The following is a 25,763-nucleotide window of genomic DNA, read 5'->3' on the forward strand; positions in this document are numbered from 1 at the left end:
AAGAAAAAGAATAATTGTTATAAGCACCTAAATTTATTTATGGTGATTATCTTTTTAATTTTTACTTCTTACTTTTTACTTCTTAAAAGGGTGTTTACTTAACGATGTGATGAGCGACAGTGAATTTAACTCGCTTCCTTTACATCGTTGCGTTTGAACCCTTTCATTAGAGTTAATGGGATAGGCTTTTTTGATTTATGTACTTATCCCTGAGTTATAAATGTTTTTGTAGCCAGTAAAATTGCTGAAATTACTACCCTGATTGGGTTGTAGTGATTATTTTTTTTGTTAACAATCCTTTACAAAGGGCTTTTTTTAACTGTGAATTGCTGGAAGTGCATAAATTAGCAAATCCTATCCCAATAACCAAATCAAAGGGTTCAAACCCCAAATAACAATAACTAGTCAAAGGATTTCTTATGTTTATCTCAAAAAACTTCTTAGCAGCCGCCACCATTGCCGCGTCCTTGATTGTTCCTAGTGTTGCATCAGCCAATGATCGGGATATACTAGCGACAACTGTCCCTGCTACCGCCTGTCGCCCAAATAGTGACAGTGGGGATGCGTCAGTTGTCATCTCGAACGGAGCTTATGTTTTCAATGGCTCTGCTACTGGTACAGTCACCCTTTACTGTCCACTGCCAATTAACGCCAACACACTAGTTGATTTTTCCAACGACAACGATATCTCCAGATACCGAGTCTATTATCGAGATAGTGACGGAATCGGAACGGCATCGGAAATTAAGGTAAACCTTACCTACCGAGACGCTAATGGTTTGACACCAGTCGGTGGTACATGGAGTTCTAATGGGTTCAACATCATAGATAATACAACCCGATTTGTGGATCTGATCCACGATGTAGGTTTGGACAGACTTTACTCATTCGTGGTAACTATGCAGAGAACTAACACTACACAAAACCCTGCATTTAGTGGAATTGATTTCCCTGTTATCGCACCACTGTAGACTGTGCGTCTCAAAAGCTAATTATCAAGCTGATAAATTTGAGGGGAACAGGCTAAATCATCTGGCTAAAATCTGTTGCCCTCATTTTTTTATTACTCCTTGAACGGTGACAATTTTGCTTGAATTACAAAATTGTTGTCTCTTCCATGAAAATAATATGGAAAAATAAAATCAAGTTCTCCTAAAAAAGTAACACTTACGCAAAAATCATCTGCAACTTTCATTTTTTGGTGTTGTGCTAGTTGCTATGACTTTGACAATCAAAGCAACGCACTGGCTTTTCTGTGTTTAGTCTTCTGTTACTAGTACAACGCGGCGGAAATAAAGATACCATCTCAAGTTAGTGAAAAGCTTTTGATATAAGCTTTTTGACTTTTGACTTTTGACTTTTGACTTCCGCGTAGCGGCACTAGTGCGTAAGTTCTGAAAAGCTCTGTTAAACTAGCTTCTTGCGCTCAAGGAGCAAGCTACTAAACACTAAGCGGAAAATCTCTGCAAATGAATGATCAATTCTGGACTTTGTATGACTTTACAGAAACTAGTGGTTATCCTCCTTTCAAACGGTTAATTCAAAATCGTTTGCGAGAGAGAATAGAAAAACTGGTGCGGTTGCATCCTCAATGGGGTGAGAGCGACTATGTGGATCATTTTGTTACAATTCTCAATGATGATTCCCAAGCGGAAACAGAGAAAAAGTTAGCTCACTGGCACTTATTAGCTTACTTCGATCGCGATCGCTGTTACCTCATTTGGCGCAATTGGTGTCGTTTGCCGTTTTACGCTGCTTATGCCGAAAATTTATATGCTCTGACTAACGAACACCTGTGTAACCGCGAAAAATTACAGCAATATCTCAATAAGTACAAAACTAATGACAATAGTGGTGCAAGTCTCAAAACCTATATCTTAGGGGTACTGAGAAATGTGACTCGTGAGCATATCAATTGGGAATCACCCTGGCATCTATTATGCGATGTTGATATTAATAGTCGCAGAAAATTGCAAACCGCAGCCGAACGCCTGAAAGCAGCATTGCAAAGCACTGGTAAACAGGAACCAGAAATTTCCCAATATCTTTTTGCTTGGCAATATTTTATTCCTGTTTACAAAAACAACCGCGTCTACCATCCTCAGAGACAAGGCGGGGGAAAATGGCCAGAACCAGAATTTTCAGATTTTGTCCAAACGGCTCAAGATTATAATTCTCAGAGATTTCAACCAGGCGCACCCCTGCAAGTCGCCGTTGGTGCAGCCATCACACCAATCATGATTCAAAAATGGATGAATACCTGTATTGAAGCTTTACAGCAATCGGATCAAATTAAGGAAGTGCCTTACGATGCTAATAGTAATGAACAGCCAGATACAGCCAGTTTCAACTTTTGGGAAGCGGGAGAAACAGAAGCAGAAAACGCAGAATCTTTAGCAGCAGTAGACTTAATTTTACGTAGCGAACTTGAACTGATTGAGCAGAATTTAGCTAAAATTCGCAGTCAAATTCCCACATCTTACCGTCAGGCTGTGATGCCTTTGTGCTATCCCCATCGCTTGGCACTGTTAACTCAAGAACAGTTTGCTAGTAGAATGAACGTCCATCAAGGAACCGTCTCGCGCTATATTTCCAAGTATATAGAAACGCCATTATTAGAAAAGTTTCAGGAGTTAACCCGTGAACAGTTGAATCCGACAACTTATGTCACAACATTTTTAAATGATAAATTTAGCAATTTTAATCTAGTAGCTAATCCCCTTGCCTCTCAATTAATTGCTGCACTTGCAGATTTAGAACCTGAGTTACAACAAATTATCAAACTTAAATATGGTCAAAAACTGAATATTACTGAGCTAACTAAAATTATTACTCAGAATAAATCTATTACTCAAGAAGAAGTAACACAAAAACTAATTATAGCTGAAGATGAATTACAGAGCAATTTCTTAAATATACTCAAGCAATGGCAAAATAACTATATCAAATCATGGCTGAAAAACTATTATCAAAATTTAATTCAAGCTGAATTATTAAAATCGTTTACCCAATTAGAATCACCATCCCAAGAAATTTTATGGCAAAAATATGCTCAAAAAATCCTCAAATCTAATAGTGATGCTCAAACAATTACTACAGCTAAACAGCAGTTGCAGGGTTCTTTTCTCCAGAGGATTGATCAGAAGTTTGGTATTTCTTTAGAAACGGAAATTCAACAAGTTGGAGAAATAATTGAAGATTGGCTATCGACAAACTTGCTCTATCAAGAAATTCAGAGAAGTTGAGGAAGGAAAATGCTGAATTTGCAAAAAATTGCCACGATTTATCCGAATCATATATGCTTGCCGTTATCACCAAAACTGCAAGAAGAAGCTTGGCAGCAATCTCAAGCTCATACTAATGCCGCAGCTTGCTGTCAAGCTTATCTGAATTATCTGTGTTTCAAGTCTTTTGTGCCTTGGTTACAGGCTTGGTTAGCAGAAGAAGATGCTAATGTGAACATCAATAATATTATTGCAGCCAATACTTGTAACTCCCTGTGGGAATTTGTGAATGGAACTCCTATTGATTTAGGTGAAATTAGATTAGTTTTAATTCCCAGTGAAACGAGTGATTTAGAGGAATTTGTTGTTCCCTGTGAGTGGGTTGATATTCCTAGCTGGCGAAAAGATTATTATCTGGCTGTGCAGATTAATTTAGGTGAGCCTGAGCAATCTTGGCTGCGGTTGTGGGGATATGTCAGCTATCAAAAATTGAAGAGTCGGGGGATATATGATCAGGGCGATCGCTCTTACTATATTAATCAGGCTGTCTTGACGGAAGATATCACACAATTGCTCCTCCTGCCCCAACCAGATTCTCGTCCCCAAACAGCAGCGCCACCGCAGTTATCTACAGCAGTAGTGGCAGATTTATGCACACAAATCAGTAATCCTGATTTATACTCCCCTAGATTAGCGGTAACATTTGAACAATGGGCAGCATTGCTAGTCAATGAAGAGTTGCGGCAAAAACTCTACCAGCAACGGTTATCACCGCCGAATTTAGCTGTCGTCAACTTGCGTCAGTGGTTACAAATGGCTGACAGTATGATTGCAGAAATTTGGCAAGCGGTAGAGTCAGTTTTAACACCACCAGAATTCAGTGCTGTGCGGGGTGCGGAAGAGCAAGTTTCTGTAGAAGCGATCGCGCCAGTAATTCGCCTCCTCAAATCCAATCGCCCCGAAAAGGAACGCGCTCAAGCCGCCGGGGTGTTAGGACAAATTGGTGTCGGTCATCCAGAGGCGATCGCAGCGTTGGTAGAATTGTTACAAGTTGCCCAGGATGAGGAAACCCGTTGGGAAGCGGCTTTAAGTTTAGGCAAAATCGCCCCAGATCATCCCCAAGCCGGCATCAGTAAAGCCCGGTTGATTGATTTGGGCTTGCAATTGGCGGGTTGTCAAGTGGCGCTGGTTGTCACTATTCGTCCCAAAACAGAATCAAAAATCGGAGTGCGGCTACAAGTACAGCCAATCAACCAGCAACATCAACTACCACCCCATCTGACACTGAGCGTGATTGCTGGCGGTGAAACTCGTTTGCAAGCAGAAACAAGAAGTGACGAACAAGGCGCAGGGAAAGACAAAATTCTGCAACTAGGCTTTAGTCCCCCGCCTGGAACTCAATTCCAAGTGCAGGTAACTTTGGATAAAGTCAGCGTGAGTGAGACTTTTATTGCGTGAACAAATTAGACGATATTATTGTGTTAATCTTTGCGTCTCTGCGTAAGACAAAAAATTAACTGGAAAGCAGCGATGAGCAGGGTAGCAGTTCTCAAAATTGGTAGGGGAGATTTTGCTCAAGGGTTTGAAGTATCCCTAGAACTGAGGGAAGATGGCGGTTCTTCGGTGGGAGAAATTGAAGGTAGGTTGGGAGCTAATACTGAGATTGAAGGTTTGTATTTTTTGTGGCAACAATCTTTTCGGAATCTCACCACGCTCGCCCGCTATGATGGTTGGGAAATTGAGGAAAGCTTACCGACGAATCGCGCAACTAAGGAAATCGCAGCTGACTGTTGGCAAAGAATGAGACAAGTAGAAACCAACCTCAATCAATGGTTGCAAGCATCGGGGGAAGTCGGTTGGCAAAAAATTCGGGAAAGGTTGAGTAAAGAGTTAGCCAGTCAGCCGGATACTCTGCGGTTAGCGATTAAAGCCAAGGAAGTAATGTTATGGAAGTTACCTTGGCATACCTGGGATTTACTAGCAAGTTATCCAAATGTTGGTGTTAGCTATAGTCCGATAGAATATGAAGCTTGGGAAGTTGGGAAACAGCAAACGCCACGCGATCGCGTCCGGTTACTGGCAATTTTTGGTGATCATCAACACCTAGATTTAGAAGCAGATCGTCAGGCGATCGCCAATCTTCCACAAACAGAATCGGTTTTTTGTCATCAGCCCCAAGGCAGAGAATTAATTACCCAACTCCGAAATCCCCAAGGCTGGGATATTTTCTTTTTTGCTGGTCATAGTCAAACGGTAGAACAAAGAGGGCGCATCAGTCTTAGTTCTAGAGAAAGCATCGAAACTGAGCAATTTAAACATGCTTTTCGGGAAGCGATGCAAAAAGGGTTAAAGATTGCCATTTTTAACTCTTGTGAAGGTTTGGGACTAGCGCAACAGTTAGCTGATTTACACGTCCCGGTGATTATTGTTATGCAAGAGATTGTCCCCGATGTCGTTGCTCAATCGTTTCTCAAAGAATTCTTGCGGGAATATGCGGCGGGACAAACTTTATACACTGCTGTGCGCCGCGCCCAAGAACGACTAGAGGAATTTACGGATTTACCGGGGGCGACTTGGCTACCGATGATTTACCAAAATCCTGCCCAAGTGCCACCAACTTGGAAAGATTTGCGGCCGATCAGCCTTCCTAATTACCGTCGTCGGCTAGACTGGAAAGATTTGCAAGATATCTTGGTACGGAGTTTACTGGCGACTGGCTTAATTATGACATTGCGGTTTTTAGGTGGACTCCAGCCGATAGAATTGTGGGCTTTTGATTTATTTATGCGCTTACAACCAGATAGCGGAATTGATGAGCGTCTTTTGATTGTCCAAGTTACAGAACAAGATATTCAAGAGCAAGGGCGGTATCCTTTGAGCGATCGCGTAATTTGGCAAACCCTAGAGAAACTCCAGGCCTATCAACCCAGAGTGATTGGCTTAGATATTTACCGCGATTTACCAGTGGAACCGGGACACCGGGAACTAGCCGCCCACATCCCGAAAAACTCCCGGCTGGTGACGACTTGCGAAGTCAGCAACCCAGAGTCGAACACTGATAAATTTGGTGTTGCACCTCCCCCTACTAGTCCGCCAAGCAATGTGGGTTTTAGTGATTTTGTAGTGGAATCAGATGGCATAATCAGGCGTTCTTTGCTGCATATAGATCCAGGAAATTCCCGGTGTCAGTCTTCATTTGCCTTCAGTGCCGAATTAGCGCGGCGTTACCTCGATTTTGAGGGCATCAAACCACAAGCCACATCAGAGGGTAACTTGCAGCTTGGCTCTACTGTTTTTCAGCCTTTGGAAAATCATACTGGTTTTTATCACAACATTGATCCGCGTGGTCATCAAGTTTTACTCAATTACCGTTCAGCGCAAAAAGTTGCCAGGGAAGTTACCTTAGCAGCCGTTCTCAACAATGATTTACCGCCCCAGTGGGTGAAAAATCGGATTATTTTGATTGGTGTCACAGCGCCCTCAATTGGCGATCGCTTTTTTACGCCCTTTAGTAAAGAAGTTGACAAAAAAATGTCCGGTATCGTCATTCACGCCCAAATGGTGAGTCAAATGCTCAGTATCGCTCAACAAGAACGCCCTTTACTAAGGTTTTGGCCCCAGGGTTGGGATGTGATTTGGATCTGGAGTTGGTCACTCATCGGGGGCTTATGTGTTTGGAGATTTGACTCGGTTCTATATCGTCGAGTTTTAGCTGCGATCGCCAGTGTTATCCTTGTTAGTCTGTGTTTTGGCTTTTTCTTGAGTGGTCTTTGTCTCCCAGTGATACCATCAGTATTTGCTTTGGCAATTACATACGTGATCACAACTGGTTTAAAGCGGCATTTGGGAGGGAAATCATGATGCGGTTGATAGGATTAGGTTTGGTATGGGTTTTAGCTGTGAATCAGGGAGAAGTTTATTCATCCCCTATAAAACAGTCCCAGTCAACACCTTCTAGGATTTCGTCGGTGATTTTTAATCAACCACCGTTATCATCCAGAGGCGCACCGGGAAATCGCCAAGGTGGGGGAACTCGTGACGGTCGCAATTGCACCGCCCTAGATATTAAAGAGCGTCTCACCGCTATAGTTCCGGCTGTGGAATCAGAACCAAAAATGAGCCATGTTTGGGGCTTAACGGTTAGCGCCTCTCCGACACTCTGGTTTTATGTTCCTTACCAGGCCAAAGATATTCAGGGCGCTGAATTAGAATTATGGGACGAAACTAGCCGCGAACAGCGAAATTACAAGCAAATTTATCAAAGAACTTTCACTGTTAAGGAAACACCAGGTGCGATCGCTCTCAGTCTGCCATCCACAGTTAAACTCGAACCAGATAAAAACTATCATTGGTATTTATCCCTAAATATCAATTGTCAGGGTGACAATGAATCAATCAATGTCAATGGCTGGATTCAACGAGTCAAATTTCAACATACTCCTTCAGCGAATCGCCAGCAAGTGATTTTGTATGCCCAAAAAGGCATTTGGTACGATGCTTTAACCCAATTAGCCCAACTCCGCCGCCGCAATCCCCAAAGCAAAACCTTGATGCAAGATTGGCAGAAATTACTAGGTGATGTTGGTTTAAAAGAGATTGCTAACAAGCCTATTGTTTCATGTTGTAATTAGGTATAACTTACGCACAAATATTTTCTGTGGAGACTGGTTGTAAGGGTGTGGGGGTGTAACCCGGATTTCTCACCACACCTTTCAAAGCCTGTGCAGGGGAGCAGGGGAGCAGGGGAGAATGAAGGTACTCTCTCCCCTGCCCCTCCGCACCTCTGCCCCTCTGCCCCATCAAACGCCTGAAGCTTGTGAGAAATGCGGTGTAAGGGTGTAAGAGGATGTTTTAAAAGTTTTATTGTTGATAGCCAAACATTTTGAACTTTTTTGATTTTTCTCGCGCTGTATAGTAATCTCTACCATGCTTTACTGGCGAGAAGTTCATGTTCTTCACATCTACTAAAAGTCAAGTTGGTTTTATCTTGCAGTGGGCGATCGCTACTTTGGGTGGTTTTTTGATCAGTTTGTGCTGGATTGAAGTCGGGGAAAAGCCAGATGTGGGGGTGGCGCAGGCTTCTTTGGGTGGTTTGGCGATCGCATTTCCCCAAAGTTTACTCATCCGCCATCAAATTTTATCTGGGCGCTGGGTATTAGCGACTTTGTTGGCTTGGGCAATCATCACGGCTATTGGTGTGGGTGCTGTGGGTTGGATTGTCCCCAATACACCAGCTTTACCCCTAAGAATATTTTGGGGGACAAATTTAGGTGCTGTTGCTGGTTTGATTATTGGCTTCGCACAGTGGACAGCGATTCCCAAGTCTGTAGCTTTGTCATGGCAATGGATATTTGTGAGTGCGATCGCTTGGGCGATGGCTGTACCCATTGGCGCAATTGTGGGAATAGTATTACTCCGGTTAACGCGGTTGTTTTTAGGTGAAGTTGTTGGTTTAGCTATTGCTTGGATTGTTGTTGCCATCTTCACAGGGATCAATGCTTACCGACTATTGCGATAATTTATCATTTCTCATCCAGGCAAAATCATCATGCAATATTTTGTTAATATGCTGTTAATAGCACTGCATATTAAAATAACATTAAGAAATGTAATTTTTGGCAAATATTGCTTTCGAGTATACTTAGATGTATGCAACAATCTTAAATCATTCTTAATAAAAAATGACTAATAAATTTGCATCTGATTGCAAATGCACTCTGATCTTCAAGGAGATATATTTGTTGAGTTGACTGCTATTAAGTTTCCGATATTTCTGATAAGAATAGAAAAAGATCGAAAAATCAGTTGAGCAAAGACAGACAATGCTTTGCTGTAAGCGCAAAAAAGCATTTTTCATCACTTAGCATCATCAGGGGTTGCGCTTAGAGGAGTCATTAATAGCAGACAGGGACTCTCCCATGAATATAAATCCGGGTGAATCAACCGTTGAGTTGAAACAACAATTGCATTCTCAAATTCTCTTTGATCCAGAATTAGCGAAACACAGTGGTAGTGAACAGTTTTTACTGAGCATCTATAATTCTGTGCAGACATCTATATTTATCGTGGATGTTCTCGACGATGGAGATTTTCGCTACGTAGCCTTAAACCCCACCCATGAACGATGGATTGGCATTAGTTCTGAGAATCTGAAGGGAAAAAAACCAGAAGATATTCTCTCGCCTGATGATGCGGCAAATGTGCGTCAGCATTATGCTGACTGCGTGCGGTTTGGTAAAACCATTTCCTACGAACAATGCTTGCAATTTCAAGGAGTGGCGACTTGGTGGAGTACCACATTAACACCATTGCGAGATGCAAACTCTCGCATTTATCGACTGATTGGCACAAGTAGTAACATCACTCCAGTGAAGCAGGTAGCCCAAGCAAAAGAAATTCAAACAGCCCAAGAACAACTGCTAGAAGCGATCGCTCAATGGATTCGAGAATCCTTAGACTTAGATACATTGCTGCATCAACTTGTTAAAGAACTGCGGCATTGTTTGGGGTGCGATCGCATTTTAGTTTATTGTATGCAGCCTGATGAGACTAACGTAGTCATTGCAGAATCAACAGTCACCCCCAATTCTTGTTTAGGGCAGAAATTCCCCGATCCTAGCTTAATTGGCAAATATCAAGAACGCAGTGGACGCAGTTGCATTCAAATTATTGAAGATATTTACACAGCCGGGTTACATCCTGACCAAGTTAATTTGCTGGAATCCTGGCCTATCAGGGCGAATTTAGTTGTCCCAATTTGGTCACAGCAAAAACTTTGGGGATTAATCACCGCCCAACATTGCCATCAACCCCACCAATGGCAAGAAATCGAAATTGACTTACTCAAACAACTAGCCAATCAAATTGGTATAGCAGTCCATCAAGCCAAACTCCAAGAACAAGTACAGCATTTGCAAACCCAGCTAGAACTACAAAAACAGCAAGCCAATAACTTTCAAACATTAGTGTGTCGCATTACCGAACAAATCCGCGACCATCAATCTACGAACCAGGTAATGCAAACAGCCACTCAAGAACTAACTCAGTTATTTCAACTCCAGTCTTGTTACATTGAAACTTACAATGCTGGTGGAAGTGAAACAACTGTTATCTATGAATACACCACTAGCACCCCGGAATATCAAGGATTAACCCGCCAAGTTGCCGACTTGCCAGAAGTGTATCAGCTATTGTTAGCCAAAAAACATTGGCAATCTTTAGAAATTGTTCCTGGATGGCACCCACAACTAAAGGTTATAACTCAGTTAGCTTGTCCAATCTTTGATAACCAAGGCATTTTGGGTAACTTATGGTTGCATCGACCAAACCAAGAAATGTTTGAGCCACTGGAAATTAGTTTAGTACAACAGGTAGCCAATGAATGTGCGATCGCCCTTCGCCAAGCCAAAACAGCATCCACCACTCAAGCACAAATGCAAACATTAGAACAGCAAGAACGCCGCAAAAACGAATTCTTAAAAACCCTCTCCCATGAACTACGCACACCCATAACCAGCATTAGTCTCGCCGCCCAAACTCTCGAAAGTGTGCTAACCCCAGAAGGCATCCTAGATATCGAAATTGTCCCCCAACTATTGCAGATTTTGCAAAACGAGTGTGGGCGAGAAAGTAAGTTAATCAACGATTTGATGCAGCTTTCTTATCTCGAAACCGAACCAAATATACCCACATTGATCACCATTGACTTACAAACATGGCTACCACCTATTGTTGAGTCCTTTCGTGACCTTTCCCATTGCCAAAAACAAAAATTACACCTCAATATTAATCATCAACTCCCGCCCCTAGAAACAGACATCACCGATTTAGAACGCATAGTCACCGAACTGTTAAGCTATGCTTGCAAAAATACCCCATCAGGTGAAATCATCACCGTCTCGGCTGATTTTACAGTTAATGCAGTGCAACTGAAGATTTGCAATTCCGGCTTAGAAATTCCCGCCAGTGAAATACACCGGATTTTTGAACCATTCTATCGCCTCATGAAAAATGACCCCTGGACATATAGTGGTACAGGCTTAGAAATGGCTTTAGTGCAGAAAATGGTCAAGCATCTAGGCGGTACAATCACGGTAGAGAGTGCAAATCGCCAAACCACCTTCATCATTACATTGCCCAGTTTTGGAATGAGTAATGAGTAATAAGTAATACCATTTCACTTTAAAAATGATACAGACATGAAAGCAGCGCCTCGACTTCGCTCGGCGACCGGAATCAGAGTTGCAGAGGAAGTGATTTGTATCAGTAATTTCGTGAATTGGTATAACGCCGTGTGCGACTTTCTCTCAAACCTAACCCCCAACCCCTTCCCTGGTAGGGAAGGGGAGCAAGATTCAAAGCCTCTCTCCGTTTCGGGGAGCCAGCGCGTTGCGGAGGTTTCCTCCGTTGTAGCGACTGGCGTGAGAGGTTTGGAGAGGGGTTTCAAGAATAAGTCGCACATCGCGTTAAGTAATACCAAATTAAAAAATGATTGCGACAGATGGATGACTCAAAAGCTATACCGATCAACCCTTACCCAATCCAAAATCTAAAATCTAAAATCCAAAATGGTATAACAAGTAATGAGTAATAAGTAATGAGTTATGAGTATTTACTAGGACTTACGCAAGAACTCTCTCAAACTCTTATAACTTCGTTTTCGCCGTTAGGCGTTCTCGTAAGAGTAGCCGAAGAGCGCGTCTACGTCTTCTCATAATTTTGCATCAGTCCTATTTACTCATCACTCATTACTCATCACTCATCAATTACTAGCTATATATTGCAAGGCGGTAATACTAGGTAAAAAACAGTAAGCTCCACCTTTAGTTTTAACAAATCGCTCAAAACTAGTCAGCTTGATAGAAGGTTGGTCGGGAGAGACAGGAATATCAAACTGACTTTGATTACTGTCGTTAACACCAAGCAAAGGATCTTGGGCATTGTCAGGCAGAGTAGCAAACTTTCCTTTATTCACCCACTCTTCCATGACAAATTCAAATTGGCGATCTAGGCTCACACAAATGAATAGTCCTAGTAATCCCCTTTCATAACCATCATTAGGGCAATTAGGGTTATAAGCAGGCCCATAAGGCATTCCCCTACGGAGGAGTCGGTGAATTTTTGTTACCCCTTTTATATTCGCATCACGAGGATTTGTGCGCCGTATGTGTGAACCAATAGGACATTTATATCCTTTTGGGTCTTCCTGAAGATAGTTAAAATTATTAAATTGTTCGTAAGTAATTGGTTTTTCGGGGGGTGAAAGTTGGTCAGCATCTGGAGAAAGGACTAGCGGGACACCATTGCGCCATCGACCACACATTTTAGCTGCTAGTTTTTCTGGCTCAATTTTATCTTTTTGCTCTTGAAGGAACTTTTCAAATCCAGCTACATCCTGTTCCATCACTCGAAAAGCAGCAAAACTACCATTTAAACCCAACTTATCAGGTGTTGGTACGTAGTAAGGAGCTTTTGGTTCATCTAGTAGGATAAAGTCATAAGCAGGAATCGCAGGCTGAGGATCGAGAGATGATGGAAGTCCAGCCTTTGAGGGAACCCCTTCTATTTTTGGTTGAGAAATTCCATCGTTGTAACCAAAATGAATGATATCGCTAGGTTTGCCTTGCTCATCAGGAAGTTTAGCTCCATCCAAGCAAGATAATTCTTTCAATGCTTGTTCTTCCTGAAAAAGTATTCGCAGTTGATCTGATTGCTTCTCTAACACTTCACTATCTTGAGCATAGAGGGACAGCAAAATATGAGTATTAGATGTTCCTAATCCACCTTTCCAATTTTCAGGAGAGCTTTCTCCAACATCGCCTAATTTACTTGCTATTTCTGGATGATTAGCACCTTTTTTAAAGGAAAGATAATGCTTATCTGAAAAAGATTGATCAACATTTCCAAATTGCAGTGATTTTAACCCCTCAAAAGTAAATCCAATATTCAAGCAGTAACTCGGTTTTACGTCCCACAATGCAGCAGTAGTAATTTGCGGAATTGATTGATTACCATTTACTAAGTTACCAATAAATTTTTTGGCAGCTTTTGCATCTTGAACCTGAAGGACAAAATGTCTTGCAAAATCCATGTTATAGCCACGGACGATATAACCCTGTATATCACTGAAATCAAGCTGTGTTTGATTTTTACTAATTGTCATATCAACTTTGATTCTTGTTTGATTTCAAAGAGAAATATGCTACTATTCCTAATAATTAGCCAATCCAAACTCCCGTAATACCCTTAGTATTACAGGGCATAAAATTATCACTTCCTTGTGTTAAACCTCATCTAAGTTTGGTTTTCACACCAATAGATGATTATGCTATAAAATCTTAAAAGAATGTTTTTAAGTAAAGATTCTAGCTCATTACGCTAATATATAACGCTATTTTTTAGAACACTTTTAAACAGTAAAACTTCTTTGAAAATTTTATTAGTAGCTAATTCTTCATCTGTCCTTAATTTAGGTTTAGCTGCAAGGAAGTGATAAAACCGATAATCTTATGGTTGAGCTACTAACTGACGAATATCAACTACATTTAAATTCGGATAAGCACTATACCAGACTTTGACTTCCTGATCATATTTGTGTACATACTGTGCAAAATCTTGAGCATTTTTTTGAACTGGTATTACCTGATCTCCATCTTCTAAATGCTGTAATAGTAAATTAAAAAAATCACCAACTACTGCAACAAAGTCATCAACGTATTTTGTAAAATCTCCGTCATAGGCTGTAAAGAGAGCGAATTTAGCATAATACTCTTCCCCTGATTCTGGCGTAACTTGTTCGAGGAACATAAAACGTCCAAAATGTACCGTACCAACTTCATCTAGTGCTTCTCCAAAAGTCCCAGTTTCTAAAATTTTCTTGAGAGCTTTATAGTTATCTGCTACTGGTGCTTTAATTGGAGCAACAAAGCTTAATGGACTTTGTTCTGGTTTATTACTCATGTTCATGACTCCGAAGTATTTTCAAAACTTAACGTAAGTAGTTACAAAACTTGCCACATTTATTAGTAGGTGATCTGCACTTTTCTACTTTTTGATGCAGTAATAATAAATTTGAACTTGATAGTGCTGACATAGGTGCATAAAAACAAACCGATATCTGCGCTACAGACAGCGTTGTTATGCCAGAGCAAATTGTATCCAAACAAATTGACAGAGATTTACGAATTTAATCTCATACTTTTTGGTTGGATATGTACACCTAATAGATTTACTGAAATACTACTCAGTAGCAACGTGGTTTTCACACTGTTGCAAGCAATCAACTATCAAGCTGTATTGGCTAAATAAACTATATCCTAAGATAGATGTATGTCAACTAGTTTTAATCGAAATAGATAAGATATCATTATTTTTTAATATTTTCGGCTCTAAAAAGAAGATTATTCCTGACTTCAGAAATCCTAATTCTGTTTTTTGAAAGGCGATCGCCATTTCACATTTGCTGTCTAGGCAGGATTCTGTTAGATCAACTACGCTGTAACCCGCTTCCTGATTAACTTTACCTTGGCATCACCCCACAAAAGCTGCTATAATAGGTATTCAGTGCGGGTGACTAGCTCAACGGTAGAGCAGTAGACTCTTAATCTATTGGTTGCGGGTTCAAATCCCTCGTCACCCACTGGCTTTAAAGTGCTGAGTAAACAGACTATTAAGTATGATGTGTTACGCTGTCGCTAACACATATATGGTAAGGCTAAAGTATTGTAGTAAAAGAAATTCCATCTGCGGTTAATTTGATCCCAATGTCAGTACACTACTAACTGCTAATAGCTGATGCACTAAAGTAGTCGAAGTATCTGTTAGGACTATGTTTATGGTTGAAATACCTGATAACACTAGTACAACAAGGCAAAAGTAAAAGGTTAAAAGGAAAAAGAAAGAATAGTGATACCACAAGCCTTTTAACAATTTCTTATGGTTGGTTTATTTACGCTGACTTGTACTAGATTCCTAGTCAGTACTTTACTATAAAGTCCTATTCACATTAGCAGGAATAGATATAAGGTTGCAGAAGTGTAAAATTTTTGCTCACCTAAACTAATCTAAAATCTCAAATACTAAATTGTATTAGACATTGCTTTAACAAATTGAATCCATAAACAGAGAAAATTAGGCAAGGATTTCCATTGTAAACATAGGTAAGATAATTTAGTGAAAATTGAATTGAAATAATAAATTAAAAAATCAAAATTATTGATGAGAAATTGATGATATTTGGGAACACTAATATCTAAGCGTCTTTAGGATTTGGTGGTATGTTAGCAGTTTCTGGATATCAATTTAGTGAAATACTCTACGATGGCTTGAGAACACTGGTTTATCGTGGATATCGAGAAATTGACAACAAACCAGTAGTAGTGAAATTGCTGAAAAACCCTTATCCGAGTTTTAATGAATTAGTGCAGTTTCGCAATCAATACACGATCGCTAAAAATTTGCATAAACCTGGAATTATCGAAACCTATAGCCTGGAATCTTATCAAAATGGCTATGCGATCGTGATGGAAGATATGGGGGGAATTGCGCTCAAGGATTATTTTACTGCCACAAAACGGCAATCTCCTGAGTTTTTACTAGAGTTTTTAGAAATAGCGATCGCTCTGTGCAGTATATTAGATACGCTCTATCGTGATGGTATCATCCATAAAGATATTAAACCCAGCAATATTGTTATTAATCCCGATACCAAACAAGTAAAAATCATTGACTTTAGTATTGCATCTTTGTTGCCTAAAGAAACTCAAACCCTGATTAATCCTCATGTCTTAGAAGGCACATTGGCTTATATTTCTCCCGAACAAACTGGGAGAATGAATCGTTTGATTGATTACCGGACTGATTTTTATTCCTTGGGGGTAACTTTTTATGAGTTACTGACTGGAGAATTACCTTTTCCATCAACCGATGTGATGGAATTGTTGCATTGTCATATTGCCAAAATTCCGCCCGCATTAGTTAACAGTGCAGAAATTCCCCAGGTAGTTTCCGAGATTGTGTTGAAACTGATGGCGAAAAATGCCGAAGACCGCTATCAAAGTGCATTAGGAATCAAGTATGATTTAGAAAATTGTCTAACCCAACTCCACACAACGGGTAGAATTAAAAGTTTTCAAATTGCCCAAAGGGATATTTGCGATCGCTTTACTATTCCTGAAAAACTGTATGGACGTGAACTAGAAGTTGAAACTCTGTTAACCGCATTTGATTGCGTTGCTAACGGTAGCACAGAAATTATGCTAGTGGCGGGTTTTTCGGGAATTGGTAAAACTGCGGTTGTGAATGAAGTTCATAAACCAATTGTTAGACAACGTGGCTATTTTATTAAAGGTAAATTTGACCAATTTAACCGGAATATTCCCTTTTCAGCATTTGTACAAGCCTTCCGGGATTTAATGGGACAATTACTCACCGAAAGCGATGATAAAATCCAACAATGGCAGCATAAAATTACTGAAGAATTAGGCGAAAATGCCCAGGTAATTCTTGAAGTTATCCCAGAATTAGAACTAATTATTGGTAAACAACCACCTGCACCAGAATTATCAGGTAATGCAGCCCAAAATAGATTTAATTTGCTCTTCCAAAAATTTATTAAACTATTCAGCGCCTCAGCACATCCATTGGTGATATTTCTAGATGATTTACAATGGATTGACTCTGCCTCATTAAAACTGATGCAATCGTTAATGAGTGAGGCACATCCTGAATATTTACTTCTGATTGGGGCTTATCGAGATAATGAAGTTTCGGCAGCACATCATTTAATCTTAGCTTTAGATGACATTGCTAAAAATGGCACCACAATTAATACCATCACCCTCAAAGAACTGGATGAATTGAAATTAAATCAGTTAGTAGCTGATACCTTAATTTGTTCAGAAACCTTAGCCTTACCAATTTCACAATTAATTTATCAAAAAACTCAAGGTAATCCCTTTTTTACAACACAATTTCTCAAATCCTTACACCAAGATAAGCTGATTTATTTTAATTATGAGCAAGGACATTGGGAATGTAATATAGCGGCGATTAATCAGCGATCGCTTACTAGCGATGTTGTTGAATTTATGGCACTACAAATCCAAAAATTGCCAGAAACAACACAAGAAATTTTAAAATTAGCTGCTTGTGTCGGCAACCAATTTGATTTAGAAACCTTAGCAATTGTTTCGCAAAAATCACAACCAGAAACGGCAACATCTTTGTGGAGTGCTTTAAAAGCAGGTTTGATTTTACCTCAAAGTGATGTTTACAAGTTTTTCATCAGTTCAGATCATCAAAATATTCATCAAAACACTTCTGAAATTATCACCTATAAATTTTTACACGATCGCATCCAACAAGCGGCTTATTCATTGATACCCGAAGAACACAAACAACGCACCCATTTGCATATCGGGCAATTATTGTTAAATAATACTCCTAAAAATCAACGGGAGGAGAAAATATTTGCCATTGTTAATCAACTGAACTGGGGAATTAAATTACTAGCAACAGCCGAACAGCGAGACGAACTAGCACATTTAAATCTCAATGCAGCCCAAAAAGCTAAAGCCTCAACAGCATATAGCGCCGCTTGGGAATACTGCACCTTTAGCCTACAGCTTTTACCCGAAAATAGTTGGCAATATCAATATGAGTTTACTTTAAAAGTATATGAAACAGCCATAGAAGCCGCTTATCTCAGTGGTGATTTTCCCGAAATGGAAAGATTATCAGAAGTTTTATTGCAACAAGCCAAGACAATTCTTGACACAATCACAGTTTATGAAGTCAAAACTCAAGCTTTAATTGCCCAAAATCAAGCTTTAGTAGCGATCAAAATAGTGCTGAAAGTTCTACAATTATTAGGTGTAGAATTTCCTGAAAATCTTGCACCCAATGATATTGGTGTGGCATTACAAGAAACACAATTAGCTTATCAAGGTCAAGAAATAGAGTCATTAATTAACTTACCATTAATGACTGATCCAGTACAATTAGCAATTTTACGCTTGATATCGAGCATTTTACCGGCAGCTTTTCTTACATCTCCTATTCTTTATGTGTTACTAACATTTAAAGAAGTAAAAATTTCAGTAGAATCTGGAAATCATGCCATTTCTACCCATAGTTATGGCTGTTATGCAGCGATTTTATCTGGTGGGATGGGAGATAGTGAAACTGGTTATAAGTTTGGTCAACTTGCATTAGATTTATTGCACAAGCTAAATATTAAAGAACTGCAATGTAAAGTTAATGCTATGGTTTATGGCTTTATTAAACATTGGCAAGATGCTTTAAGTACAACTTTAAAACCTCTGCGTGATGCTTATACTATTGGCTTAGAAACTGGAGATTTTCAATTTGCCGGATATAGCGCAGTTATGTACTGTGCATTTGCATATTTTGGTGGAATAGAAAAGGATTTATCAGAATTGCAACAAGAAGTATTAGCTTTTCACGATTCTCTTTATCAAATCAAGCAAAATACTTCTGTTTATTATTTAAAAATGTTGCAACAGGCACTACAAGATTGCCAAACTGGTAGAAGTTCATCACCATACTTACAAGGAGAGTTTTTTGATGAACAAATTATTTTATCCCAGTATATAGAATCTAATGATCGCTTGGGTTTATTTTACATCAATTTTCATAAATTATTTTTAAATTATTTATTGGGAGACTATCAACAAGCAATTGTTGATGCTGCTGCAACTGCACAATATTTAGATGGTGCTGTTGGGTTTCCTTATATTCCTCTATTTTATTTTTATGATTCTTTAGCACACATAGAGGTATACAAGGAAAAGCCTCATCTGGAGTTGGATGAGTTACTGAAAAAAATAGCTGAAAATCAGCAGAAAATGAAAAATTGGGCTGATAAAGCGCCAATGAATTATCTACATAAATTTGAGTTAGTGGCGGCTGAATGTCATCAATTACTTAATAATTACTGGGAAGCAATAGAAAGTTATGATCGGGCAATTGAGGGGGCTAAAAATAATGGCTATATCTGCGAAGCTGCACTAGCAAATGAACTTTTAGCTAGATTTTATCTGAAGTTGAATAAAGAAAACGCAGCCCAAGGATATATGCAAGCCGCATATTATGGCTATGCACGCTGGGGCGCAAAAGCTAAAACCGACGACTTAGAAAAACGCTACCCACAACTCCTCAAACCTATCCAACAACAGCAAAGACTCAACTTCAATCCATTAGAAACTATTGCGACTATTGCTCAAACATCTACTAGTAATAGTACTAATATTACTGATGCTATAGATTTTGTATCTGTCCTCAAAGCTGCTCAAACTATTTCCAGTACGATTGAATTAGATGAACTTATCGCCGGGTTAACTGAAATTATTTTAGAAAATTCTGGGGCGAAAAAAGCAGTACTGATTCTCCCGGAAGAAAATGGTGTTTGGCAAGTCAAAGCAATTACTAAAATTAATCGTCAAGTAAGTTCTCAAGGGAAAATAGAAACTACAATTAACCCTGAAGCAATAGAGACTTGCCTAGAGATTCCTGCTACATTGATTAATTATGTCAAAAATACGCAAAAAACCGTTGTCATTGATAATTGTAAGACAGATATTCCTGGCATTATTGGGGAATATATGCAAACCTTCAAGCCCGGTAGTGTATTAGGTAAGCCAATTATTTATCATGGGCATTTAGTCGGTATTGTCTATTTAGAAAATAAACTGACAAGTGGTGTATTTCATAGCGATCGCCTGGAAATTATTCAAATGTTATCAGCCCAAGCGGCGATTTCTTTAGAAAATGCCCGACTGTATCGAGAATCCCAAGAAAAAGCCCAACTACTGCAACAAACTCTCCAGCAGCAAAAAACCTTATTTGAGGTGGTAACGCAAATTCGACAATCTTTAAATTTAGAGGCAATTTTCTGCGCCGTTACCCAAAATATCCGTCAAATTCTCCATACTGATCGGGTGGGAATTTATCAGTTTCACCTAGAGACAAATTATGAATATGGTGAATTTATCGCCGAGGATGTTTTACCCTCATTTACTTCGGCTTTAGCAGTAAAAGTTCAAGATCATTGTTTTGGAGAAGAATTTGCTACCTTATATAAACAAGGGCGCTATTGTGCCATTGATGATATCAACACAGATGCAGTAGTTGATTGTCATCGAGAAATTTTAGTGAAGTTCCAAGTTAAAGCATCGTTGGTAGTACCAATTATGCAAGATGATGAACTGTGGGGTTTACTCTGCATTCATCAATGCGATCGCCCACGTCATTGGCAACCTTTTGAAATTCAATTTGCCCAACAAATTGGCGCACAAATGGGAGTTGCTCTCAAGCAAGCAGATTTATTAATTGAAACCCAAAAACAAGCCACCGAACTTGAACAAACACTCCAACATCTCCAGCATACTCAAATCCAATTAGTCCAACATGAGAAAATGTCTGCTTTGGGTAATTTGGTTTCTGGGGTAGCACATGAAATGAATAATCCTCTGGGATTTATTTCTGCTAGTTTGGCACAAGCTAAACCTATGTTGGCAGATATTATTCAACATTTAAATCTGTACCAAGAAAGTTTAAATACTCCTAATCCAAATATCATTAAACATGCCCAAGAAATAGACTTAGATTACACCCTAGAAGACATCCCCCAGATGATTTCTGCCATGATTCTGGCTTGCGATCGCTTAAAAAGCATTAGCACTAGTTTACGTACTTTCTCCCGTGCTGATAGGGATTGCAAAGCCTTATTCAATATTCATGAAGGTATCGATAGTACAATTTTAATTCTCAAACATCGCCTCAAAGCTAATAACCAACGCCCTGCCATTGTCGTAATTACTGACTATGGCGACTTGCCAAATATTGAATGCTTCCCAGGGCAGTTAAACCAAGTATTTATGAATATTTTGGCAAATGCGATTGATGCTTTAGATGAATCAAATGATGGGCGGAAGTTTGCTGAAATTGAAGCTAAAGCCAATCAAATTAAAATTACAACTTCTGTGTTAGACCAGCAAGTAATCATCTCAATTGCTGACAATGGTAAAGGAATGACAGAAGAAGTCAAGCAAAAAATATTTGACCATTTATTTACTACCAAAGGAGTCGGTAAAGGTACAGGATTGGGATTAGCGATCGCCCGTCAAATTGTGGAAGAAACTCACAATGGCAAATTAATTTGTAACTCTGTGTTGGGTGAAGGTACAGAATTTATCTTACACCTTCCTGTATAAAGTTTCCTCTGCTTGTACAGAAGCATAATTGATTACCCGGAAATGATCTGAAGAAATTTGCATAAATTCTCGGAATCACTGTGATATCTCTACATACCGCATGTAGTTATTTCCCAGGGTAAATTGATGAATATAATCTCCAAAACTAACAAAAATAATCGTCAGCGTTCTCAAAAATTGCTGACACTCACTGGTGTAGCCGCCCTTGTACTGACAGGCGGATTAGCAATTCAAAGTGCCGATGCCCACTGGTATCAATGGCCTCGTTTAACTGGTATTGTTTACACCCAAAGTAACATTCCAACTCCCAATGCTAACTCTATTCTTGGTTTCCGCCGTGATGCTTTGGGTACGCTCACACCATTATCTACACCGTCTTTTCCAACTGGCGGTGCAGGAATTCCTAATGCTTCCATCGCTGGAAAAGGCCCCTTTTTCATTACAGCCTTTGCTTCTGATCAAGAAGTGATTGTTAACCCTGAAAAAACGCGGCTATTTGCGGTCAATTCTGGGTCAAATACTATTGCTGTTTTTGACATCAATCGAGATGGCAGTCTTTCGCCAGTAGAAGGATCGCCATTTCCTAGCGGGGGAGTTCAGCCAGTTAGTCTTGGTCTAGCCGGCGATATTTTGACTGTAGTTAACCAAAACTTATTACCGCAGATTCCCACCCAGGAAGCCAGCGATTCTTTACCGAACTATACTACTTTTCGCGTCACTCCCAAGGGCAGACTGATTCCTATTCCAAATTCTACAGCTTCTGTTCCCAGAGGTTCTCTACCTACCCAAGCACTCATTTCTCCTAACAAACGTTTGCTCTTTGGTATGGACGCAGGGACTGGTTTATTGCGCTCTTATCAAATTCTTCCTAATGGTCGTTTGCAACAAAGCCCAAACTCACCACAACAACTACCTCCAGCCGCATTCCCACCCAACCCTCTAGGTCTAACACTGGGGCTTCAAGTTCATCCCCGTCGACCAATTTTGTATGTTGCTTTTACACTCAGCAATCAATTGGGAGTCTATTCTTACGAGCCTGATGGAGATTTACACCTCCTGAGAACCGTACCTAATTCGGGTAGAGCAATTTGTTGGCTAGTAACTAATCGCGCTGGAACTCGTCTTTACACCACAAACCCTCTTGATAACAGTGTGACTGTCTATGATATTGGGCGAGACCCCAGCACACCAGTAGAAATTCAGAGGGTTGTACTCAGGGGAGAGATGCTTACTGGTGGCGCTCAACTAGCTTTAGATTCTACAGAATCATTTCTGCATGTTGTTTCTCAACCAGCTATCAATGTTGCGAATAATCGAATCTCTGTGCTGAAAGTCAACCGATATGACGGAACTGTCACTGAAGTACCTTCTTCACCTCAATTAATACCCTCAGTAAATAATAGCTTCCCACAAGGAATTGTTGCTAATTAAAGTTAGGTTTTGTGTTCAGTCAAAAACCCAAAGGTTTGATGAGGAAAGCAGTCTCAATCAAATAAATTTCATCGCCAAGCATGAAAAAGCATATAAACACCCTCAGACTGATAGTCTGCCATTTAGTCTAAATTCCAGTAATTATATGCTTTTTCATTTGCATTGTTGTAAATTCCAACTTACGAATCAATTAGATTCTACAGCTATTTTTGCTTAATCCCAAATAGTTCTAAACCCTTGCGAGACTCTGCTAAAAAACGCTTTTCTATGGCGCGATATTGAGGTGATGATACATTTTCAATGGTATTATCTAGATGCCAAGCTGCAACTAACTTTTGATTACGGAAACCATATCTGTGGAAATCTTCAGCACTGACGTGAATTAATTTTCCATTTTTATATTTTAATACAGCAACATCTAGAGCGTCATTTTCACTGCCACCAGAGACTTCAACACTTTGGATATATAAAGATATTGGCTTACCCTTAACTTGGCAAAGATTATATATAAGAATACCTTTTTTCCTTTTTTGGAGAGGGCAGTTTTTTGGCTCCACATCGCCTTGGAAGTGTTTCTCAGTGACGAAGGATTTATTGGTTGCGAAAGATGGCAAACTTGTAGATAGTAGCAAAGATGAAATTGTCAAAAATTTCAGTAAGTTATTCATATTTTAATGTCTAAATTTTATCCTAATTACAGAAATATTATAGCTAAATATGCTATAGCTTTATTCAGCAATTATACTGAATAATTGATTTATTCGCTCCTAGATATTCCTGGTTTTTCTAGATTTTTGAATAATATCAATCCAGAAAATATTTGCAGTAGATAGGCAATTAAAAATAAAATTATAGCTATAGCAATCCTAAATGATTTATAAACATCTTTCTCCCTTGTCTACCCTGTCATCCTGGTCTCTCTTGTTTCTGTTGTTCACATATCAAATAGAAATGCTATACCAATTTGGTATGACAATTTAATGACTTTAGTCATAGAGCAATCAGAAATTATTAGTGACTTTAGTCATAGAAGAAAACAGTCCGTTTTAGCTGATAATAAATTGCAAACTTAAAATTTTTTGCTTATATAGTCACTATAGCGATGGTATAAGATTAAGCCATTTAAAATCCGAGCATTTAGGTGCTGGAACTTAGATAACTAGCTTGGTAGCCATTTTGGACAACGGACACAGTTATGAAACTTGATACATCAAACCCTGTAGATTCATCAGCTCTACCCTTAGAACAGAAACAGCGAAAAAAGTATAATTGGTTACTTTGGCTGCTATTGCTCGGTCTGTTGGGTGGAATTGGCTATGGAGTTTATTATCGAGTGGCGGTAGTGCCGCGCCAAGAAGCTAGGCAAAAAATATTGACCCAATCGGTAGAAAGACGAAATTTAGCGATCGCAGTTTCGGCTAATGGTACAGTCAAACCAGAACGCTCTATTAATGTTAGTCCCAAAAATTCGGGTGTACTCAAAACCCTGCTAGTTAAAGAAGGAGATTCGGTCAAAAAAGGACAAATTCTCGCTTATATGGATGATTCCAACCTGCGGGGTAGTTTGGTGCAAGCCCAAGGACAGTTAGCCCAAGCCGAAGCAAATCTCCAAAAAGCCCAAGCCGGGAATCGTCCTCAAGATATCGCCCAAGCCCAAGCCCAACTCGACGAAGCCGAAGCAAATCTGCAAAAAGTCAAAGCCGGGAACCGTCCCCAAGATATCGCCCAAGCCCAAGCAAGGCTAAGAAGCGCCCAAGCCAACTTAGTCCAAGCCGAAGATGATTTAAAGCGTAATCAACAACTATACAACTCCGGGGCTATTTCTCTGCAAACAGTTATTCAAAAACGGTCAACCCGTGATAGCGCCCAAGCCCAAGTTAATGAAGCACAACAAGCATTAGCACTGCAACAAGCTGGTTCACGTTCAGAAGATATTCAACAAGCTAGGGCGACTGTGAAACAGCGAGAAGAAGCTTTAGCATTACTCAAAGCCGGAAACCGCCCAGAAGATATTGAAGTCGCCCGCGCTCAAGTTATTTCCGCCCGTGGTTCACTACAAAATATTCAAGCCCAAATCAACGACACAATTATCCGCGCCCCTTTTGATGGAGTGGTAACGCAAAAATTCTCTGATCCTGGTGCTTTTGTGACTCCCACCACTTCCGGGAGTGCTGTTTCTTCCGCTACTTCTTCATCGATTTTGGCTTTAGCTTCCGTGAATGAAGTTGTTGCTAATTTATCAGAATCGAATATTGCCAAAATTCGCCTTGGTCAACCAGTGACAATTAAAGCTGATGCTTACCCAGGAAAGGTTTTTGAAGGAAAAGTCAGTCAAATTGCGGCTCAAGCCACCGTCGAGCAGAACGTGACTAGTTTTCAGGTGAAAGCATCTCTTTCTGACCCAGAAAACCTACTCCGGTCGGGGATGAATGTCGATACAGAATTTCAAGTTGGTGAGCTAGAAAATGCTTTAGTCGTCCCCACAGCCTCAGTTGTGCGCCGAGAAAGAGCCACAGGCGTGTATGTTTTAGGCGCAAATGAGCAACCTGTATTCACCCGCATTGAAACTGGCGTGACTGTGAATAATTTTACAGAGGTGAAGTCTGGATTAACAGGTGATGAAAAAGTCTTGCTGAGTTTCCCCCCTGGTTCACGACCCCAGTCAACGCCAAGGGGAGGTGTATTTCCTGGTGTTGGTGGTGGTGGAGGTCGTTCTTCTGGTGGCGGTGGGCGTTCTGGTCAGTAATGTTGAGAGACAAGGGGGATGAGGGGACGAAGGAGACAAGGGGGACAAGGGGGACAAGGGGGACAAGGGGGACAAGGGGGACAAGGGAGAGATATATGTGAATGGTTGGTGAGCGAAGTCGAACCACTG

At 40.0% G+C, this 25,763-nt stretch carries 13 protein-coding genes and 1 tRNA gene; 11 read left to right on the forward strand and 3 right to left on the reverse strand.

The window, feature by feature from the left end; all coding sequences use genetic code 11:
* The first annotated feature begins 419 nt into the window (after nucleotides 1-419).
* The 7 genes from H6G28_RS13565 (at nucleotide 420) to H6G28_RS13595 (ending at nucleotide 11,386) form a co-directional block, all read left to right on the forward strand.
* A complete protein-coding gene (locus tag H6G28_RS13565) occupies nucleotides 420-971 on the forward strand; it encodes a hypothetical protein (protein WP_190593184.1) in 552 nt (183 codons plus the stop codon).
* A 498-nt stretch (nucleotides 972-1,469) separates the two neighbouring features.
* The gene (locus H6G28_RS13570; protein ID WP_190671363.1) at nucleotides 1,470-3,245 is read left to right on the forward strand and encodes an XRE family transcriptional regulator; all 1,776 of its coding nucleotides are present in this window, start codon (nucleotides 1,470-1,472) and stop codon (nucleotides 3,243-3,245) included.
* Between the two features lie 9 nt (nucleotides 3,246-3,254).
* Nucleotides 3,255-4,682, forward strand: a complete 1,428-nt coding sequence (locus tag H6G28_RS13575) for a DUF1822 family protein (RefSeq protein ID WP_190671365.1) — start codon at nucleotides 3,255-3,257, stop codon at nucleotides 4,680-4,682.
* A 72-nt stretch (nucleotides 4,683-4,754) separates the two neighbouring features.
* Nucleotides 4,755-7,085 carry a CHASE2 domain-containing protein gene (locus H6G28_RS13580; protein WP_190671367.1) on the forward strand — a complete coding sequence of 777 codons (2,331 nt, stop codon included), beginning with the start codon at nucleotides 4,755-4,757 and terminating at the stop codon, nucleotides 7,083-7,085.
* On the forward strand, nucleotides 7,082-7,855 hold the full coding sequence (locus H6G28_RS13585; RefSeq protein ID WP_190593180.1) for a DUF928 domain-containing protein: 774 nt from the start codon (nucleotides 7,082-7,084) through the stop codon (nucleotides 7,853-7,855). The genes H6G28_RS13580 and H6G28_RS13585 overlap by 4 nt, the downstream gene beginning before the upstream one ends.
* A 317-nt stretch (nucleotides 7,856-8,172) precedes the next feature.
* Nucleotides 8,173-8,742, forward strand: coding sequence for a hypothetical protein (locus H6G28_RS13590; protein WP_190593179.1), 570 nt, complete (start codon nucleotides 8,173-8,175; stop codon nucleotides 8,740-8,742).
* A gap of 400 nt (nucleotides 8,743-9,142) precedes the next feature.
* Nucleotides 9,143-11,386, forward strand: a complete 2,244-nt coding sequence (locus H6G28_RS13595) for a PAS domain-containing sensor histidine kinase (protein WP_190593178.1) — start codon at nucleotides 9,143-9,145, stop codon at nucleotides 11,384-11,386.
* A gap of 599 nt (nucleotides 11,387-11,985) precedes the next feature.
* On the opposite strand, the gene H6G28_RS13600 is transcribed toward H6G28_RS13595, so the two are convergent.
* Together H6G28_RS13600 and H6G28_RS13605 are read right to left on the reverse strand one after the other, a co-directional pair.
* Nucleotides 11,986-13,386, reverse strand: coding sequence for a Dyp-type peroxidase (locus H6G28_RS13600; protein ID WP_190671369.1), 1,401 nt, complete (start codon nucleotides 13,384-13,386; stop codon nucleotides 11,986-11,988).
* Between the two features lie 344 nt (nucleotides 13,387-13,730).
* A complete protein-coding gene (locus tag H6G28_RS13605) occupies nucleotides 13,731-14,183 on the reverse strand; it encodes a hypothetical protein (RefSeq protein WP_199332845.1) in 453 nt (150 codons plus the stop codon).
* A gap of 607 nt (nucleotides 14,184-14,790) precedes the next feature.
* On the opposite strand from H6G28_RS13605, the gene H6G28_RS13610 reads away from it, so the two are divergent.
* The 3 genes from H6G28_RS13610 (at nucleotide 14,791) to H6G28_RS13620 (ending at nucleotide 22,888) form a co-directional block, all read left to right on the forward strand.
* Nucleotides 14,791-14,862: transfer RNA gene (locus H6G28_RS13610), tRNA-Lys, on the forward strand.
* Between the two features lie 637 nt (nucleotides 14,863-15,499).
* Nucleotides 15,500-21,457, forward strand: a complete 5,958-nt coding sequence (locus tag H6G28_RS13615; RefSeq protein WP_190671373.1) for a trifunctional serine/threonine-protein kinase/ATP-binding protein/sensor histidine kinase — start codon at nucleotides 15,500-15,502, stop codon at nucleotides 21,455-21,457.
* Nucleotides 21,458-21,583: 126 nt separating this feature from the next.
* Entirely contained in the window at nucleotides 21,584-22,888 is a 1,305-nt protein-coding gene (locus H6G28_RS13620) for a lactonase family protein (protein WP_190671376.1), read from the forward strand.
* Nucleotides 22,889-23,091: 203 nt separating this feature from the next.
* Here H6G28_RS13620 and H6G28_RS13625 read toward each other — a convergent pair whose 3' ends face one another.
* Nucleotides 23,092-23,556: a hypothetical protein gene (locus H6G28_RS13625; RefSeq protein WP_190593173.1), complete on the reverse strand. Its 465-nt coding sequence runs from the start codon at nucleotides 23,554-23,556 to the stop codon at nucleotides 23,092-23,094.
* A 527-nt stretch (nucleotides 23,557-24,083) separates the two neighbouring features.
* On the opposite strand from H6G28_RS13625, the gene H6G28_RS13630 reads away from it, so the two are divergent.
* Complete coding sequence (locus tag H6G28_RS13630; RefSeq protein ID WP_190671378.1) at nucleotides 24,084-25,634, forward strand: efflux RND transporter periplasmic adaptor subunit; 1,551 nt, start codon at nucleotides 24,084-24,086, stop codon at nucleotides 25,632-25,634.
* Nucleotides 25,635-25,763 lie beyond the last annotated feature (129 nt).

Source organism: Nostoc sp. FACHB-190, from assembly GCF_014696905.1.
Lineage (GTDB): Bacteria > Cyanobacteriota > Cyanobacteriia > Cyanobacteriales > Nostocaceae > Nostoc_B.

Bases quoted from the DNA above. Each gene is read 5' to 3' on its own strand.
- H6G28_RS13565 (WP_190593184.1), top strand. From the start codon at position 420: ATGTTTATCTCAAAAAACTTCTTAGCAGCCGCCACCATTGCCGCGTCC.
- H6G28_RS13570 (WP_190671363.1), top strand. From the start codon at position 1,470: ATGAATGATCAATTCTGGACTTTGTATGACTTTACAGAAACTAGTGGT.
- H6G28_RS13575 (WP_190671365.1), top strand. From the start codon at position 3,255: ATGCTGAATTTGCAAAAAATTGCCACGATTTATCCGAATCATATATGC.
- H6G28_RS13580 (WP_190671367.1), top strand. From the start codon at position 4,755: ATGAGCAGGGTAGCAGTTCTCAAAATTGGTAGGGGAGATTTTGCTCAA.
- H6G28_RS13585 (WP_190593180.1), top strand. From the start codon at position 7,082: ATGATGCGGTTGATAGGATTAGGTTTGGTATGGGTTTTAGCTGTGAAT.
- H6G28_RS13590 (WP_190593179.1), top strand. From the start codon at position 8,173: ATGTTCTTCACATCTACTAAAAGTCAAGTTGGTTTTATCTTGCAGTGG.
- H6G28_RS13595 (WP_190593178.1), top strand. From the start codon at position 9,143: ATGAATATAAATCCGGGTGAATCAACCGTTGAGTTGAAACAACAATTG.
- H6G28_RS13600 (WP_190671369.1), bottom strand. From the start codon at position 13,386: ATGACAATTAGTAAAAATCAAACACAGCTTGATTTCAGTGATATACAG.
- H6G28_RS13605 (WP_199332845.1), bottom strand. From the start codon at position 14,183: ATGAGTAATAAACCAGAACAAAGTCCATTAAGCTTTGTTGCTCCAATT.
- H6G28_RS13615 (WP_190671373.1), top strand. From the start codon at position 15,500: ATGTTAGCAGTTTCTGGATATCAATTTAGTGAAATACTCTACGATGGC.
- H6G28_RS13620 (WP_190671376.1), top strand. From the start codon at position 21,584: ATGAATATAATCTCCAAAACTAACAAAAATAATCGTCAGCGTTCTCAA.
- H6G28_RS13625 (WP_190593173.1), bottom strand. From the start codon at position 23,556: ATGAATAACTTACTGAAATTTTTGACAATTTCATCTTTGCTACTATCT.
- H6G28_RS13630 (WP_190671378.1), top strand. From the start codon at position 24,084: ATGAAACTTGATACATCAAACCCTGTAGATTCATCAGCTCTACCCTTA.